This is a genomic window from Paraburkholderia sp. CNPSo 3076, from assembly GCF_026343935.1.
GTDB lineage: Bacteria > Pseudomonadota > Gammaproteobacteria > Burkholderiales > Burkholderiaceae > Paraburkholderia > Paraburkholderia nodosa.
In genome coordinates, this window is the sequence record NZ_JAPMAL010000024.1 from 102021 (window position 1) to 118954 (window position 16934).

The 16934-nt window shown below is 59.7% G+C and carries 15 protein-coding genes; 4 read left to right on the forward strand and 11 right to left on the reverse strand.

The window, feature by feature from the left end; translation table 11 throughout:
- Nucleotides 1-87 precede the first annotated feature (87 nt).
- Nucleotides 88-1323 (forward strand): hypothetical protein, encoded by a 1236-nt coding sequence (locus M3A49_RS26705; RefSeq protein ID WP_266231710.1) that lies wholly within the window; start codon nucleotides 88-90, stop codon nucleotides 1321-1323.
- A gap of 146 nt (nucleotides 1324-1469) precedes the next feature.
- Here M3A49_RS26705 and M3A49_RS26710 read toward each other — a convergent pair whose 3' ends face one another.
- Entirely contained in the window at nucleotides 1470-1778 is a 309-nt protein-coding gene (locus M3A49_RS26710) for a hypothetical protein (protein WP_266231711.1), read from the reverse strand.
- Nucleotides 1779-1870: 92 nt separating this feature from the next.
- The gene (locus tag M3A49_RS26715; protein WP_266231712.1) at nucleotides 1871-2227 is read right to left on the reverse strand and encodes a hypothetical protein; all 357 of its coding nucleotides are present in this window, start codon (nucleotides 2225-2227) and stop codon (nucleotides 1871-1873) included.
- Nucleotides 2228-2586: 359 nt separating this feature from the next.
- Here M3A49_RS26715 and M3A49_RS26720 point away from each other — a divergent pair, with 359 nt between their 5' ends.
- Both M3A49_RS26720 and M3A49_RS26725 read left to right on the forward strand, forming a co-directional pair.
- Entirely contained in the window at nucleotides 2587-3579 is a 993-nt protein-coding gene (locus M3A49_RS26720) for a hypothetical protein (protein ID WP_266231713.1), read from the forward strand.
- Nucleotides 3580-3592: 13 nt separating this feature from the next.
- The gene (locus M3A49_RS26725) at nucleotides 3593-4303 is read left to right on the forward strand and encodes a hypothetical protein (RefSeq protein WP_266231714.1); all 711 of its coding nucleotides are present in this window, start codon (nucleotides 3593-3595) and stop codon (nucleotides 4301-4303) included.
- Between the two features lie 383 nt (nucleotides 4304-4686).
- On the opposite strand, the gene M3A49_RS26730 is transcribed toward M3A49_RS26725, so the two are convergent.
- Both M3A49_RS26730 and M3A49_RS26735 read right to left on the reverse strand, forming a co-directional pair.
- Nucleotides 4687-6117 carry an IS1182 family transposase gene (locus M3A49_RS26730; protein ID WP_266231715.1) on the reverse strand — a complete coding sequence of 477 codons (1431 nt, stop codon included), beginning with the start codon at nucleotides 6115-6117 and terminating at the stop codon, nucleotides 4687-4689.
- A 287-nt stretch (nucleotides 6118-6404) separates the two neighbouring features.
- Nucleotides 6405-8159, reverse strand: a complete 1755-nt coding sequence (locus M3A49_RS26735; RefSeq protein WP_266231716.1) for a P-loop NTPase fold protein — start codon at nucleotides 8157-8159, stop codon at nucleotides 6405-6407.
- 483 nt (nucleotides 8160-8642) lie between these two features.
- On the opposite strand from M3A49_RS26735, the gene M3A49_RS26740 reads away from it, so the two are divergent.
- Nucleotides 8643-9143 carry a hypothetical protein gene (locus M3A49_RS26740; protein ID WP_266231717.1) on the forward strand — a complete coding sequence of 167 codons (501 nt, stop codon included), beginning with the start codon at nucleotides 8643-8645 and terminating at the stop codon, nucleotides 9141-9143.
- Nucleotides 9144-9527: 384 nt separating this feature from the next.
- Here M3A49_RS26740 and M3A49_RS26745 read toward each other — a convergent pair whose 3' ends face one another.
- The 7 genes from M3A49_RS26745 to M3A49_RS26775 form a co-directional block, all read right to left on the reverse strand.
- Entirely contained in the window at nucleotides 9528-9926 is a 399-nt protein-coding gene (locus M3A49_RS26745) for a hypothetical protein (RefSeq protein ID WP_266231718.1), read from the reverse strand.
- 890 nt (nucleotides 9927-10816) lie between these two features.
- A complete protein-coding gene (locus M3A49_RS26750) occupies nucleotides 10817-11518 on the reverse strand; it encodes an ABC transporter ATP-binding protein (RefSeq protein ID WP_266231719.1) in 702 nt (233 codons plus the stop codon).
- Nucleotides 11511-12251 carry an ABC transporter ATP-binding protein gene (locus tag M3A49_RS26755; RefSeq protein ID WP_266231720.1) on the reverse strand — a complete coding sequence of 247 codons (741 nt, stop codon included), beginning with the start codon at nucleotides 12249-12251 and terminating at the stop codon, nucleotides 11511-11513. Before M3A49_RS26755 ends, M3A49_RS26750 begins: the two co-directional genes overlap by 8 nt.
- Entirely contained in the window at nucleotides 12238-13227 is a 990-nt protein-coding gene (locus M3A49_RS26760) for a branched-chain amino acid ABC transporter permease (RefSeq protein ID WP_266231721.1), read from the reverse strand. The genes M3A49_RS26755 and M3A49_RS26760 overlap by 14 nt, the downstream gene beginning before the upstream one ends.
- A gap of 5 nt (nucleotides 13228-13232) precedes the next feature.
- Nucleotides 13233-14105, reverse strand: coding sequence for a branched-chain amino acid ABC transporter permease (locus M3A49_RS26765; protein ID WP_266231722.1), 873 nt, complete (start codon nucleotides 14103-14105; stop codon nucleotides 13233-13235).
- Nucleotides 14106-14133: 28 nt separating this feature from the next.
- Entirely contained in the window at nucleotides 14134-15345 is a 1212-nt protein-coding gene (locus M3A49_RS26770) for an ABC transporter substrate-binding protein (protein WP_266231723.1), read from the reverse strand.
- Nucleotides 15346-15430: 85 nt separating this feature from the next.
- A complete protein-coding gene (locus M3A49_RS26775; RefSeq protein ID WP_266231724.1) occupies nucleotides 15431-16660 on the reverse strand; it encodes an ABC transporter substrate-binding protein in 1230 nt (409 codons plus the stop codon).
- Nucleotides 16661-16934: the final 274 nt, after the last annotated feature.

A 16934-nucleotide genomic window follows, 5' to 3' on the forward strand; every position in this document is an offset into this window, starting at 1 on the left:
TGAGAAAAGGGAAAAATCCGATGCATAACAAATGCTTAAATTTCTGATCTTAGTGTTCAGTTGGGTTTTCAATAATTTGGGTACTCCATGAGAAGAACCATCTTTTATTCTTGGCAATCTGATCTTCCCGCTGCAGGAAATCGCAACCTCATCGAAGACAGTCTCCGGCGAGCTTTGCGTGCAATCGGCCGAGAGCAGGATGCTACGGTGGAACCAGTGCTGGACCGAGATACAGCCAATCTCGCCGGAGCTCCAGATATCGCGCACAGTATATTGGCGAAAATCGCAATGGCCGATGTCTTCGTAGCCGACGTCAGCATAGTATCCGGCAATGAAACTCGTCTCGCACCAAATCCAAACGTTCTCGTTGAAACTGGATACGCCGTTGCAGAACTCGGATGGGGAAATGTGCTGTTGGTGCAGAACAGCGCATTTGGCGGCCCTGAGTTATTGCCGTTTGATCTACGAGCTCGACGCACGGTCGTGTATGAGGCGACGGCCGGCACAAACCGGGCAGAGGCACGTGCCTTACTGCAGGGTCGTCTTGAGGCAGGATTACGCGCGGCGCTCGAAAGCGGGCCGGCGGGGAGCCTTCCGACCGGCCGCGAAGCAAATTTGTGGTGGGGAAAGTGGACATTCCGCGTTGCCGATACTATGGGTGGCGAACTATTCATCCGAGAAGTCGGCCCGAACGGTTTCCTCTTTGATCTTACCGTTCATCATGGAGCGCACCTAGGCAATCTCACCGCGTTTGCGCGTGTCGTCTCTCAGGATCTTGCCTATTGTCGCGTTTCAAACGGCGATGGTCAGCCGGAAGGCGAGTTGGTATTTCGGCGAAGCATTGATAACGGGCAGCGCACTATCGATATCGAAGAGACCTTGCCTTGCACGTTTTATCATGGTGCCAGAGCTCATTTCGGTGGACGCTTCTCCAAAGAACACGAGCCTTGGTTTGACGCGGGCCACATGAATGAAGTTGAGGTCGCGCGCCTATACACTATAGTCGGCGAACACATCGACAAATTGCGACGCTGTACCGGCGACATTGGCGAAAGAGACAATCTGGACGGCGAGCTAGGTGCGAGAGTAGTTTGGGGAGGCGTTGCTGGTCTCTACACGATCATGGAAAGCATTGTGATGCTCAACCGGTATGGGCAGATGTGGGTCGCATATATCGACGACGAGACAGTGCGATATTTCACGAACGTTCCAGCCTATCGGGACACCCTGCCGGCGACAATCGAAGATTGGCGTAGCCGCTTCGCTGAAAAGACAGTTGTCTATTGTGAGCCAGTGACCGTTGTCCCGATGCACCGTGTATAGCTCAATGGTCCACGATCCTGAAGTGTAAATTGAACGCTAAGCATCGGGGCGACGGCGGCATAGTCGCGCCTTGCTTACACGATGACAGTCGCGCCTAAGTCTTTTCGAGGGTCTAGACACTCTTCGAAGTGGGTCGATCTCTGCCTCTAGTATCGGGTCATGAAGCCTGAGCCACGCTGCCTTTGCGCCGGAACTTCGGCGCCTTCGCCTTTCACGCGCAGCATGGTTTCCATCATAGCGGCCGTGCTCTCGCGCTCGCGCGCCAGTTCCAGCGCGTGATGATCGACCGTGCATGTGGCGGTACGATCCGCGCGGCGAAAGGCGATCCATAGGTAAATAAAAGCCGGGAAGACTCCAAACAGAAAGAAGAATACAAAGGCGATGATGGAGACGCCCTGATAGCGGTGCGGCGTCTGTGCCCGGCAGACCGGGCAGAATTGCATCCGAGTTTTCATGATTGCTAGCGTACGAGGTGGCAGAAGGCGCAGCGAGTGACGAGGCTCTTAGTCGCGTCGAGATAGCCCATCACCGATGACACGTAGGGGTACTAGTAGGTCGTTGCACGCTTTGCAGCGCTCAAACGTTGTTCGGAATAAGGGGTTTTGTAGAAATCGGTTACGGCATAAGTGCGCACATGGATGCCATCTATCAATTGCCAATTAACGGTAACTGTGCCGGTGTTTTCATCGTGCGTGTAACACCCATACAGATCGTCAGCGCCACTTCCGTAGCTGTGAGCAATACTGCCGGTTCCGGAACCAGCGGGACATGGAATGTCGCTAAGTTCGATACGACCGCCGCTGGTATTCGGCATGGTCGCGATGACGCCAGCAGCATGCGCCGATGCCGCGGCAATCGTAAGGCTGGCGGCGACCAGCGCGGCCTGAATGACGTTGCGAAACATGTTCTTCTCCACGAAAGTTGATTTGCGTCATTGCAAAGTTGACATATCAACTATAGATGGAGATGTAAGGGTATTGTATGCGTCAGGGCGTCGCCAATACCCGTTTAAATAGCGGCTTCTAGACGACGTAGGCACTTGTGCCGAGTGAGGTAAGGAGTTTCCGGAGAGGCTGATCACATGTCCGCAAACGTGGCTATACAGTGGAGAACTGAGGAGTCGCTGATATTGCGCCAGTCTGAAAGGGTGTTTAGGGGCGACAACCGTCGAGCACATTACGCTGTAGCCGGCCAGCTGCCGCCGGTCATCGATGGCAGCTTTCGGGTAAACTGAAACGCGTCTGTCGTCATTTGAGAGGGCCCATGGCAGCACCCCGTCATAGCAGAGATTCCGGCGGTTCGTTCATGCTGAACAACCCCGACGACGACACGCCCATCAAGGAAATGCTGTCGCTCGGAAAGTACCTCTACCTCATCACAGAGAAGTGCACCTACCGCGTCCAGATGGCCGACCAGGTTGACCCTGAGCGAAAAAACTTAGCCCTGCCGCCTGTGTTCCAGCAGAAGCTCTTCGAGCTGGGCACGGACTCGGAGTTACTACGGCGAACATTGATGCAAGCGAGGGTCTTGTTCCGCAAGGAGTTCCTTTGCATCGACCCAGACAAGGCGTTGGAGCTGACGCTCGAGGCACTGGCAGAGCTGGCGGCGTTGCACGAGGTTTGCAAGAACTTTGCTTCATCGGAGCAGGCGGCAATCGACAAGCTGGAAGCGAGCCCGTCGAAAGACAGGAGCCAGACGGTGCCCTCTGCCGGCAACGTTCAAACGCAGTGCAAGGCTTTCGCTCAGAAGGCCGACCACTTCGCGGCAAAGCTCATGGAGATCGTGCGACTGTTCTATCTCGAGCAGAAAGGAAAAAATTGGGACGCCTTGCAGGCGATGGCCAAGGGCCGCTACGGCGACAGCGACCCGTTCTGCGAAGTGCTGAACATCGCGGTTCCTGTGCTGAAGCTGGTGCGCAACACGCGCGACTGCCTTGAGCACCACTTGCCCGGCGTAGTAGTACGAGATTTCGTGCCTGAGCCCGACGGAAGGATTGCCGTCCCGACCATCGAGGTGAATTTCCGAGGCAGCTCGCTCGAGCGCACCCGCATTTCCTCTTTCATGTCGCAGGTCGCAAAGCACCTGCTGGACACGTTCGAGATGCTCGCCGCTCATATGAGCAGCAAACACATGAAGCCGTTCGCCGGCATGCCCATGGAGATCGGGCTGGTGCCTGAGGATCTGAAAAATGCTTGGCACGTTCGCTTCGCTTTCGGGATGTATGACCAGAATGGGCGGTTCGTCCCATGTCGCTGAGCGAGGGCTCCAAATGAAGTGCTGGATTTGTGGTTCAGAGGAAGCCGCGACGCGCGAACACCTGGCTAAGGCCTCTGACCTGAAGGCGTTGTTCGGTAAGCCTTCTCAGCGTGAACCCCTTTTTTTCAGCGCCAGCGACCGCCCCGGCATGCCCACACGCCGGAACCTCCGCGTCGGCAGTCTCAAGTCGGACACGCTGAAATTCGCGCACCGCATCTGCCTCACCTGCAACAGCGCGCGCACCCAGCCATACGACTACGCCTGGGAGCACTGCTCATGGGAACTGCGCGCGGCGATGCCGAGGCTGCTGGCGAGAGGGTCATTTCGCGCCAACTGGTTGTTTCCCTACGACACGCGCCGTGCGATGCGCAGTGTGCATCTGTACTTCACGAAGCTGTTCGGTTGTCTGGTGGTCGAAGGCGGAATCCCCATCGACACCGCGCCGCTCGCCGAGGCCATCACGAGCGGACAACCACATCCCTACCTCTATCTCGCCTTCGGTCAGCTGGCGATGCCAATTGAAATGGCCGGCGGAAGCGACATCGACACGGCGCAGGTGAATGGCAAAGTCGCCTTCGCCATGTGGTTCTATAACGTAGGCGACCTGGCGGTGAATGTGATGTACGCGCTGCCTGGCGAACAGCGGCAAGGCCTGGAAGTTGCTTGGCATCCCCGCATGGGGGCTCAGTGGCTACGTTTCACGCGGTTTGGAACAGCGAACTAGCCACCAGGCTGGGAATCGCCCGACAACGACTTGAGTTCCATTGCGTTTGACAGGCAAAGCCCTTTCTGCACACGGGGCCGGCTTGTACGTGGTGTTGGTGGCCCGACGCGCTTGGACCCGTCCCGAATAGAGGCTCCTGCCGCTTACCTCATTCGTTGAACGACTACTTTCGGGTGGGCCAGTTCACCCAAGCCAACTTCCGCTATGGCGCGATCTCGGCCGACCACGTCGGGCGGCAGTCGGCCCAGACTGTGTCAAAACGCCTGGCCAGAGGAGATTGACAAGATCTGTCTCGGTATTGGCCGCGGCATGTGAATTGCGGGAACACCAGCTTCAAACCATGGCCACGCATATTGCAAAGGCTCAACAACCCCGTGCGGGCATCATGCTCGCATCGCCTTCATAGCCATTTCCGAGCCGATCAGCTTGATCACCCGCTTCATGTTGTACGCGAGCACATGCAAGCTCATCTCCGTGCTCACCCGCTCGATGGTTTTTGTCAGGAAATGGGTTGCACCCATCCACGCCTTGATCGTGCCAAATGTATGCTCGACAGTCTGCCGTCGGATTCGCATCATCTCAGGGGCTTGGTCAAGTCGCGCCTGCATCTCGTCCAGAACAGCTTCGTGTTCCCAGCGTGCCACGCGGCGTTGAGGACCCGGTGTGCAGTCCTTTTTTAGCGAACATTGCTGGCAATTAGAACTCCAATACTTACTGAGTTTCAGGCCTCGCTCAACGGTCGAGAATCGCCAGGTGAGCCGCTCGCCTGCCGGACATCGATATTCGTTCGTCTTTGCGTCGTAAATGAAGTCTTCCTTGCCGAAGCGGCCATGAGCCGTAGCGCTCGATGTCACCGTCTTTGGAACGAACACGGTTATCCCAGCCTCATGACATGCGAGTATCTCTTCGCTCTTGTAGTAGCCGCGATCCGCTACTGCGGTGAGCTTGTCAACACCCATCTCTGTGCGGGCAAGCTTCGCCATCGACGTTAACTGATCACGGTCGATGCCGTCATTAGTCACTGCGTGCGCGACGATCAGATGGTGCTTTGTGTCAACCGCCGTCTGGACGTTGTAGCCGACGATGCCAGTTCCGCGCGTCTTCATCGAACGGGCATCCGGATCTGTGAGCGATATCTGTCCGTCGGGCGCCGCGTTGAGTTGAACCTCGATCTCCTTCAGACTGCGCATCTGCTCTTTCAAGGCCGCGATCTTCTCCTGCAGTCGCTCTGTCCTGGCCTTCGCGATCGCAGGCTCCTGACGATCCGCTGTGTCCATCGCCTCGAGATAGCGAGCGATACTTGACTCAATGTCGCGCATCCGTCGCTCGAGCTTGGCGCTCGTGAAGTTGCGGTCGCGGTGGTTCACCGCCTTGAACTTGCTGCCGTCGATCGCAACAATCGCTTCTGCGAAGAGGTCCAGACGCTGGCACAGCATCACGAACTGGCGACAGACGCTGCGGATCGCCTTGCCGTTGTCTTTACGGAACCGGGCGATGGTCTTGAAGTCCGGCGCAAGGCGCCCCGTGAGCCACATCAGTTCAACATTGCGCTGGCACTCACGTTCAAGACGACGGCTGGATTGAATACGGTTCAGGTAACCGTAGATGTAGATCTTGAGCATCACCTCGGGATGATACGAAGGCCGCCCGGTCAGCGCTGGCTCGACACCTTCAAACCCCAGCTGCCGGAGATCGAGTTCATCCACAAAGACGTCCACCACGCGCACAGGATTGGTGTCCGTCACGTAGTCATCGAGCGCTTCGGGAAGGAGAAAGCTTTGTGTACGATTGTCGCCTTGCACGAACCGCTTCATCTCGCTCCATCCCTCGCTGTCGGATGAAGCATCTTAGCGCTTCAAAAAAGCGTTTTGACACAGTCTGGGCCAGGAAGAGACGATCGAAGATTTGCGTCGTATGACCGAAACTCGGTGCAGAGCGGTCATTCACCAGCTATCGACACCCATGCTCACCGAATAGTCGTTTTTTTGCGAGCGAAACCTACGCCAGTCGCGACGGGCGAAATGAGCTGAATTGAAAGCACGCCTCGCCCAGTACCCTCGCGCGAAGAAGGTCCTGCGAATGAAGCACGCGTCGGCCGGCCTCAGGCCCCGCCCTGACTAAGTGGCGCGGTCGGGCCTGCAGGATCAGCAGCAATTGGAGTTGCAGGCAAATTGACCTCCGACGCAAGGTTCGCGTCTTTGAACAGACGCTTGATTAGCGTCCCGAGCCGAGCAGAAGCGCTGTCCGATACGATGTTTCGGCACGCCTCTACGAATCGGTCCGTGGCAGCGCCGAAGTGAGTTTCGTATGTCTGTCTCTTAATCCGCATATCTAACATACGGCGCATTAAAAAACGTAGATCGTCAACGTCCAGACTTCGAATGGTCGACTCGAATTCGGCCGCAGTGGCCGTCTTCATCACGACCTCTTCGCGAGTCCCCCAGCCGTTGTGCTTTACGATGTACTTGCAGGTGTCAAACAGTGTTGTCTTCGACTGAGCTTTCGCCTTGATGGTCGCAAACTCTGCACTGATCTCCCGATGAAGCGGCCTGTCGAACGGGTTTTCGTCATTGATGTCCTCATGCTGTTGCGTCCGGAACCAATCGAGCCAGCCTCGAACTATCGCCTCGCCAACGTCCTGCCCACCTGGCAATGGGGTCAGCGCCAAACACAGTTCTGTGGCGATGTAGGGATCCATATGTCTCGCAATCGGGACTAGCTCTTTGGCTTGCTCGACAACCTCGGCCTCGCTGAGGTGGTAGTCCCAAACCAATCGTTTCATAAACTCGCGCGACTTCTCCCGAGCTTGCATCGCGTCGGTTTCGGCCGCGTAACGCTCAACGATTGTCGAGACCGCGCCAGCGTCGAATTGACCCGACTCCAGAAATTCGACAACGAGCGCTTCGAACTCATCGCACGAAGTGATGCCAAGCTCTTTCAGAAGCAGTCGCCATTTCGCCTTACGCTTGTCGTCCTCGTCGGGTTCCTTGTTCTTATCCGCCTGACGGTCGTTCCAATCAGATTCGGATCCCGTCGCTAAGACGAACTGAAAGTCCGGACCGTTCTCGATACCCTTGAAATTGATTCCCGACAAAAGGACGATCGACGGAACGACGCGTGCGAGCACTGCGTCCTCAAGCTGCCGCCCGCCAAGGATGCGGTTCACTGCACGGATCACCTTGCGGATGACGCGAATGTTGTTCAGGTCGCAAGCTTCCACCGCTTTCTTGATCCAGTCCGAGTAGCTAGACGGCGTCAGGTTTACTGCAATGCGGAAGGCTTCTTCGGGTGTCGTAAGCAGCCGGATTTCCTGATCGATCACCTTCTCTCGAAGCGTGTCCCAAACCTCACGCTTGGCAAGTTGGTCATCGTTAAGGATCAGAACAAACCGCGCATCGTATTGTTGGGTGAACTCGTCAATGAACCCTAAAACCTCCTCAATACCAAGCTTCTCGTGCTTGCGCTCGATGTCGTCAAGGACGATCACCTTTCCGCTCAACAAGCCCGGGACTACCAGCAAGGCCACTTCGTCGAGCGCGGCAAAGCCTTTGTGCACTGATTCAAGGACCTTCTTTGCGCCCCTGATGGCTGTGCGAACGCTTTCCATTGCAGCCGAGTTCGTTCCGACCTTTGGAATTGCACTTTGCACCGCTTTGAGCTTGAGCTGATTCATTTCGCCCAAGCCGAACAGCGATATGTAGATCGCGGTGTTTACCGTGGGATCTTTGGATTCTTCCTTAACCTCTCGCCACAGATGGCTTTTGCCAGTTCCCCACTTGCCTGATAGCGCGATAACTCTGTTGTCTGCATCGCCGAGCAACTGGGTTAAATGCTGCTTCGTTTCCTGCAATGACATTCGTCCTCTCCCGACTCATCGAAAATGCATAGATCTAGCTGGCTATTGAACGGCGTAAATTCTGCAATAGCTGGACGCTCGATGACACTGATCGGCATTCAGACACGTCAGCGGCCGATCGCTGCGAGCCGAGCGGAGTGCGTTCAACTACATCAACACGAAGGGCGGCGGTCAAAATATGCCTCTTGCATGAATTAGCATCTATCGGCGCAAGTGGATGAGGTGTGAGACCGAATGGCGCCGGCTCGGGGTATTCACCCAAATCGTTTTGGCCGATCAGAGTGTAGGCGTTGCTCTTGATCGTAGTCAAAGCGAGATGCGCTATCTTTCTGCCGGTAGGCTCGTCTGGCTAAAGAATTATTCATGTGCTGCCGATATACAGAAACGACGGAGCGTATTCATGCGTTTTTATTGACCGCGCCCGCTCAGTGCGGACAATCATATTGTCATTGGATTTTAAGTTAATTAAAAATTGGCACGCAAATGAGTCTTTCTGGTATTTCTGATTTTTGGCTTAACGTATTGGCCTCTATTGTCGCCAGTATTTTGTTTACATTATTAGCGAAAGTCGCTCTTGATAAGTGGAAGAAGGTCGCCATCGGCTTGGGTGCTATGGCCATAATAGCTATGGTCGGATCGTTTATCGTATTTGCGGCCGTGACGGTAACAAAAGAGATTGTTTCATACAGGGAGCGAGTCAATCTTCAGGATAAGGTATCGGCATACGTTAACGGACATTATCCCGATGAAGTGAAAAAGGGTTACGGCGTAGAGGTTATCGGCGTTGGAGCACGCGTATACCTCGGCTTCGCCTATCCCAAAGGCCATGGGTATCCCGAACCGAGTCCATTGTCCACCTCGTTCTTCGAAGCAGAGATCACGAATCTTTTAAACGACAATGGGTATTCCGGAAGGCCGCTCTGGGGCTATCTGGCGCAACCGTTGTCGGTTGAGCAGGTAGAAAATCTCAACCAAACTAGGTGAGCGACCGCTCCGGGGTCGATAACGGGCCTTTGGCGACAGACGTCGAGCGACAGCTTCGGGGCGTTCTCAGCCGGTTGCCTCGCGCTCAATAGCAACCACGCAGTGCGTCCACAAACGGGCAGTCATTGCAGCAGGTAATGCTGATCCAGACTTTGATCAGTTTGTCGTCGATCCGAACGGCCGCAAGGTGTTCCGAGCGCCAGTGGACGGAGATATCAAAGTGACGCAAACGATGGAGGGGGCAGGTCTGTCGAAGGCTCGACGAGACAACTCCGCTCGACCTTCACCGGCGACGAACTGGAACGTGGCCAGGCTGATGCGATTCTGCGCATGACGGTGCGCTCCCGGGATCGGCCGTACGATGCAAGCCGAGCGCCACCGTGCTCACGCGCGAGCAAAGTCGATCCGGTAGCGTTCGCCATCCCATTGAGTGACGCGCCCGACCAGCAGGCTGCGGGCGTCGCGATGCCGCGTATAGAAGTACTGGTTTGGGCTCCCTTCGATACGTATATACGCGTGAACCGGCAGTTGGCGCTCCATCGCGTCCTTGAGCGTCGCATCGAACGCGACTCCGGCTGGCGTGTCTGCCCATCCGTTCCACCGCGGGTTGCGCACGTTATCGACCACGCTGCCGTCAGGCTGAAACAGATCGGCCGGTACGGCGATGACTAGGACCGGTGTGCCAGCTTTCGGATCGACCCCGATGGCTGCGCCGATCTCGCGCTCGTAGGGGGCGAGATTGATGCCATAGGTCTGGAAGACGCCGCGATGCGAGAGGTGCATGACGATTCCGGGCGTGCGTGGTAGCGAACCGGTCAATTCTAGCGTGCTGACAGCGACGCCGAATACAGGCCACGTGGGCGCGAAATCCCGGTCGTGGCGACGCTCGGCCTATGCCGATGCTAGGCCAGAACGACTGGGGCTGCCTCCGGGCGCTTTCTGAGCGACGACGCAAATCCATGAGACGCCTGTCCAGCAAGGGCAAACGGCCGCACCGACTGTCGCGCGGAAAACACGCGGCGCTAGTCCTCACGTAGTCCTCGTTGCGCAATTCTGACCGTCGCCAGCACGTTATAATCAACGCTAAGGTCTTGATGGATAAGGGTTCTGGCGTACTGGGCGTGCGGATCGACGTTTTCCCTGTGCGGGGCGGCACCTACTTTCTTTGCGGCGGCAAAGAAAGTAGGCAAAGAAAGCCGCTCAAACCGCCAATGCCTGCCACGGTTCACCTCGCGCCATCAATGGTTAATGGCTCCGGAGCGTCTGTCGCCTCGCACCACCCAAGTTAGTGACAAGGCAGTCATTCATCCCGCTGCTCGCTACGCGCGCTGCGGTTGGGTCTGCAAGGGAAACCAAATGGGACGAATCAGGATTCGCGAGTATGCACGCACATCAACTGCCTTGGGTTATGCCCCACGGCGGGCGCAGCGCCGCCGGAGGTATGAGCGCCTTGTCACTAACCTTGAAGGTGCGAGGCGACAGACGCTCCGGAGCCATTAACCACTAGCGGCGCGAGGTGAACTGTGGCAGGCGCTGGCGGTTTGAGCGGCTTTCTTTGCCTACTTTCTTTGCCGCCGCAAAGAAAGTAGGTGCCGCCCCGCACAGGGGCAACGCATGCATACCGACGCGAAAACAAGGAAACGCGAAAACAGCCAGGAACCACAACAAAAAAGCTAACGCGCGAAATACATATCGTGAAGCTCATCCACATTCACATCCTTAGCGCGCGCAGCAAAGGTAACCTTCCCGCCCTGCATGAGATAAACCTGATCAGCGAGCCGCAACGCCATATTGGTATTCTGCTCCACCAGCACGATAGTGCGCCCCGCCCCCTTGAGCCGATCGAGAATCGCAAACACTTCCTGCACCATCACAGGCGCAAGCCCGAGCGAAGGCTCATCGATCAGCATGAGCTGCGGCGACGACATGAGCCCGCGCCCCAGCGCCAGCATCTGCGCCTGCCCACCGGACAGCGTGCCAGCAGGCAGCGCGCGACGCTCCTTGAGCAGCGGAAACAGCGCGTAGACCTCCTCGAGCTGCGCTTTCGCCCCAGCGCGCCGCGTCTTCGCAAACGCGCCCAGCATCAGGTTCTCCTCGATCGACATGTCGCGGAAGATCATGCGCCCTTCGGGCACCATCGCAATGCCGCGCTGCGCCATGTCCCAGGTGGGCACGCCCGCGAGCGGCGCGCCGTCGAAGGTGATCTGACCGCGCTCCAGCGGCACGAGCCCCATGATCGCGCGCAGCAGCGTGGTCTTGCCCGCGCCGTTCGGACCTACGATGGTCGTGACCTCGCCGCTCGGGATATTGAGCGAAACGTCCCATAACACGTTGATCGCGCCATAGCCGGCGCGGGCGCTGCTGACCTCAAGCATGGGCCGCCTCCCCCGTATAGCTGCGCACGACTTCGGGATCGCGGAACACTTCGGCAGGCGGCCCATCGGCGATCAGCTTGCCGAAGTTGAGCACGCACACGCGCCTGCACAGGTTCATCACGGTCTCGATATCGTGCTCGATGATCAGGATGCCTACGTTGTATCGCTCGTGCACCGCCAGCAGCGTTTGCATGAAGCGGCGCTTGGTGGCCGTCTCGAGGCCCCCCAGCACTTCGTCGAGCAACAGCAGCTTCGGCCCCGTCGCGAGCGCCTTCGCCACCTCCAGCGCCTTGAGTTCGGTGAGCGCGAGTTCCGTGGCCGCGTCGCGCTGCGCCTTGCCTTCGAGTCCCAGGAACGCGAGGATTTCGTCGATGCGCGCCTCGTCCACTCGCCCCGTGCCGAAGCGTTGCGCGACGATCAGGTTCTCGCGCACCGTGAGTTCGTGCATGGGCTGCGGCACCTGGAACGTGCGCCCGATGCCAAGGCGCGCGCGCCGGTAGAGCGGTGCTTTCAACAGATCCACGTCGCCGAAACGGATCGTGCCGCTCGTGGGCCGCACGAGCCCTGAAATCGCGTTGAAAAGCGTCGTCTTGCCCGCGCCGTTCGGGCCGACCAGCCCCACCACGTCGCGCGTGCCGAGCGAGAGCGATACACCGTTGACCGCCGTGATGCCGCCGAAGCGGATCGACACGTCCTGCAGGCGCAGTTCCGCCGGCTGTTCAGCTTGCTGCATAGACACCTCGCCGGGTACGTTTGAAGCGCAGCGCGGTCAGACCCGCGGGGCTCGCGATGATCATCGCCACGAGCAGGATGCCCAGCACGATCTGGTGCCCCGTCGGCAGCAGGCTCTTGAGCACGAGCTGATCCACCAGATAGACCGTCACCGCGCCCACCAGCGGCCCGAGTATGGTGCGATAGCCGCCGCAGATCGCCGCAATGATCGGCACGACGGCCCAACTCGCGTTGAACGCGTAATCGGGTTCGAGAAAGTTGATGTAGTGCGCGTTGAATGCGCCCACGAGCCCCGTCATCAGCGCCGAGAGCATCAGCATGGCGAGCTTGAGCATCACGCTGTTCACGCCCACCACGCGCGTGGCGTCCTCCGACTCGTGCATCGCCCGCAGCGCGAGTCCCACATGGCTGGCGCGCAGCCGCGCATAGATCGCGGCGAACACGAGCACGAGCGTGAGCACGACGAGATAGCCGCCGCTCTTGCTGCTGAAGTCGAAGCCCGCGACCTTCGGCAGCCCCGGAATGCTGGAGAGGCCGCTCGCGCCGCCCGTGAGATCGGACCATTCGGTCGCGATGATGCGGAAGATTTGCGCATAAGCGAGGATGGCGAGCGCGAAGTACGGCCCCTTCAGGCGCAGTGCGGGCGCCATGGCGAGCGAGGCGATTGCCGCCCCCACGCCGCCCGCGAGCATCGCGGGAAACACGGGCCAGCCGGCCTTGAGCGTAAGCAGCGCGGAGATATACGAACCTACGCCGAAAAACGCCGCGTGTCCAAAGCTCACCATGCCGCCGAGGTTGCCGAGCAGCGCCCACGCGAGCGCCACGCCCGCGATCGTGAGCGAGGCGACCGCCAGGCTCATCAGATACAGGTTCTGCCCTAACACGAGCGGCACGCACGCATACAGCACGGCCAGCGCCACGGCGAGCCCAGCCAGGCGCAGGCCGGACCAGGTCGTTGTGGATTTCAATGTCGACATCGATCTCATCCCCTTCGTTTCGCCACACCGAACAAGCCGTTCGGCAGCACGTAGAGCACGAGCAGAAACAGCAGCATGCCCGCGAGTTCCTGCAACGCCGAACTGGCGAGCGTGACGGTGAGCGCTTCGGTAATGCCGAGCAGCATCGCGCCCGCCAGCACGCCCGGAATCGAGCCCACGCCCGCGAGCACGGTGATCATGAACGCCTTGACGGTCAGCGCTTCGCCGACGGAAGGCTGGATCGCGCTCGACGCGTAGATCGACACGCCCGCGCACGAAGCGAGCAGCCCCGCCACGATGAACGAGATCAGTTCGGTCTTGCGCGGGTCGATACCCATCAGGCGCGCCGCATCGCGGTTGCTGGAGATCGCGCGCACGGCGCGGCCATACCACGAACGCGAGAGCCACCACCAGAGTGCGAGCATCAGCACGACGCTGATACCGAACGAGAGCACTTCGCTGCGCATGGAAAGCAGGTTGCCGAGCATCACGCTGTCCTGTAGCCATGCGCTGCCGGTCGAGTGCACGTCGGCGCCCCAGCCCAGCAGCACGGCGTTGGTCAGCACGATGCCGATGCCGTAGGTCAGGATCAGCGAGTTCAGCTCGCGGTCGCGTTTGATGCGGCTAATCAGATACCACGCGGCGGCGGCGGCCGCGCAGACCACGGGAATCGCCACCGGAATCGCGAACACGGGATTGAGGCCGAGCTTCGTCTCGAACGTGTAGGCGATATAGGCGGCAAGCAGCACCAGCTCGCCGTGGGCAAGATTGATGATGCGCATCGACCCGAACACCAGCGCGAGCCCCAGCGCGACGAGCGCGTAAGCGCCGCCCACGAGCACGCCCGAATATAGCGATTGCAGCAACAGGTCCGTCATCGAGGCTCCTCCTTCGTTGCGCGCGCAATTACCACGGCAGCGCGGGGTAGTTCAACTTGCCCGTGGCGCGCTCCTTCGGCCACACGAGCACGATGCGGTTGCCCTGGATCTGCGCCATGTTGTTCAGGAACGCGGGGTTGTCGCCGTTCGGCGCGAAGCTCACCTTGCCGATCAGCGTGTCGTGCGGCTTCGCGCGCAGTTCGGCGGCAATGCCGTCCTGCTTGAGCGTGCCCGCGTCGGCAGCGCGCGCCATGGCGTCGAACAGCAGCCGCGACTGCACGTAGGCGAATTCGGCCAGGTAGTCGGGCTCCTTGTGATAGGCAGCCTGGTACGCCTGCACGAAGGCTTTGCCGTCGGCCGTGCCGAAGTCCGCGGGGTACGGCAGCATCGCGCAGCCGATCACGTTGTTCACGAGATCGGGATAGTCGGTGGTCATCTTCGGCGTGACGATGGACCAAGCGCCCATCACGGCTTTCAGTTGCGGGCGCAGCACCTTGGCGGCGCGCAGAATGCCGATATAGTCGTTCTCGTACGCGATCATCAGCAGAACTTCAGGTTTGTCCTGCAAGCGCACCTTGTTCACGAGCGGCTTGAAGTCCGTCATCGCCGGGTCGAACGCATGCAGCGTCACCGTCACGCCCTGCGCGTGCAGTTGCGTCGAGACTTCGTTGCTGAGGTCGGTGGTAGCCTGCTTCGTCGAGGCGAGAATCGAAACCGACTTCACGCCCATGGCGTTCAACTGCCCCACCACGGCCTTCGAGTAGCCCGATGCGGGCCCGATGCGGAAAAAGTGCTTGAGGCCGCGCGTGGTCATCGCGCTGTCCACGGCCCCCGAGGTGATATAGACGATGCCCGCCTTGTCGGCCGCTTCGGAAGCCGGGCTCACCGAATTGGAGCCGTAGCCACCCGTTATGGCGAGCACGCCTTGCGATGCAAGTTTCTCCACCGCCGAAACGGCCTTGGCGGGCTGCGCCTCGTCGTCGACCACGGTGAGCGCGACCTTGTGCTTGCCGCCGCCGTTGTTGAAGAGATCGGCAGCGAGCCGGATGCCTTCGAGCTGCGCGTTGCCGGCCCGCGCCATCGAGCCGGTGAGCGGCAACTCCACGCCCACGGGCAGCGTGTCGGCAAAAGCGGCCGGCGTATGGGCGAGCAGCGCGCAGGCGCTTGCGGCGCCCGCGCCGATGCGAAAGAGTGCGCGCAAGAGGGCGCGCGGCTTGCTGCGAGTCGCGAAGCGGACCATCGAACCTCCAAAGCTGAGTCTCGGGAATAGGAAGCGGCGCCGTTCACATGCGGCGCTCGCCCTGTTTCGTTCTTCTATGTTTTTGTTACCACGGCACGCCCGGATACACCGGTTTCGCCGTTGCGTAGTTCGCGGGCCAGACGAGCGCGAGCTTGCCGTCGCGCGCGAACTGGCCCATGTGCGCCACGTAGTTCGCGTTGTCGCCGCGAGCGTCGAACGCCACTTTGCCAATGAACGTGTCGTCGCGCCGGGTGGCGCGCAGCGTGTCGGCCAGACCGCCCTTGTCGAGCGTGCCCGCCTTCTGCGCGCTCGCGATCGCGTCGAACAGCAGTTGCGCGTAGACGAACGACGTCTGCGACTGATAGTTCGAGCCGGTCTTGAAGAGCCGCTGGTACGTATCGGAGAAGTCGCGCTGGTCCGCCGAGCGGTAGTCAGCCGGCGAGGAGAGCACGGTCGCGCCATACACGTTCGGCACGAGATCGGGGAACGACTGCGCCATCTTCGGGCTCGCGAACGCCCATGGCGCCGCAATCGCCTTCAGGTCGGGCTTGAGCACGCGCGAGGCGCGCAGAATGCCCACGTAGTCGTTCTCATAGCCGAGCATCGCCATGGCGTCGGGCTTGTCCTGCAGCTTGACCTTGTTGATGAGCGGCTTGAAGTCGTTGATCGAAGGATCGTAGGCATGCAGGAAGGTCTTCACGCCCTGCGCCTTGAGCGCCGTGTCGAGCTGCCTCGCAAGGTCGCTCGTTGCGTCCTTCGTCGAGTAGACGATCGCCACCGACTTCACGCCCAGCGAGTTGAAGAGGCCCACCATGCCCTTCGTGTAGCCGGGCGTGTTGCTCACGCGAAAGAAGTTCTTCAGGCCGCGCGTGACCATGTCATCGCTCGTGCCGCCCGAGGTCACATAGACGAGTCCCGCCTTGCTCGCAGCTTCCGACGCCGGGCCGGCGCAGTTCGAATTGGCCGCGCCCGCAATCGCGACCACGTGCTGCGAGGCGAGCTGTTCGACCGCGGCAACGGCCTTGGCCGGGTTCGATTCGTCGTCGACGGCCACCAGCGTGATCTTGTCCTGCGGATGGCGCCGGTTGTAGATGTCGGCCGCCACCTGAATGCCGCGGTACATTTCGGTGCCCGCCTGCGCAAGCGCGCCGGTGAGCGGGAGTTCCACGCCCACGCGCCACTCCGCGGCGTGCGCGAACGACGGCGCGAGTGCGATGGCCAGCGCCGCCGCCAGCGCGCCGCGCAGGTTCGCCGGTGCGGGCCGTCCGCGTCGCGGTTTGCCGATGCCCACGTGCTGCGTCCTGGGTCCCGTCATGTCTCCTCCTTTGCCTTTGGGGGCTTTTGTGTGCTTTGGAGTGTGCTGCGCGGCGGCCGCCTGATTCGCTTGTGCGCGCCACTGGACAGGTGCCAGTGTGGTTCAGGCGCGCAAAGCCAACAATTCGTTTTCGGGAAAGCGGGCGTTCGGCTGGCTGGAAGTCGGCATTTGTCCCAATGCCTGCGCGTGTGCAGCCTGCGGATCCATCAAGGAGGGGCGAAAAAAAACCGCTGCACTCGGGCAGCGGTCATGGAGAAACGGCCCGGCGCATCGC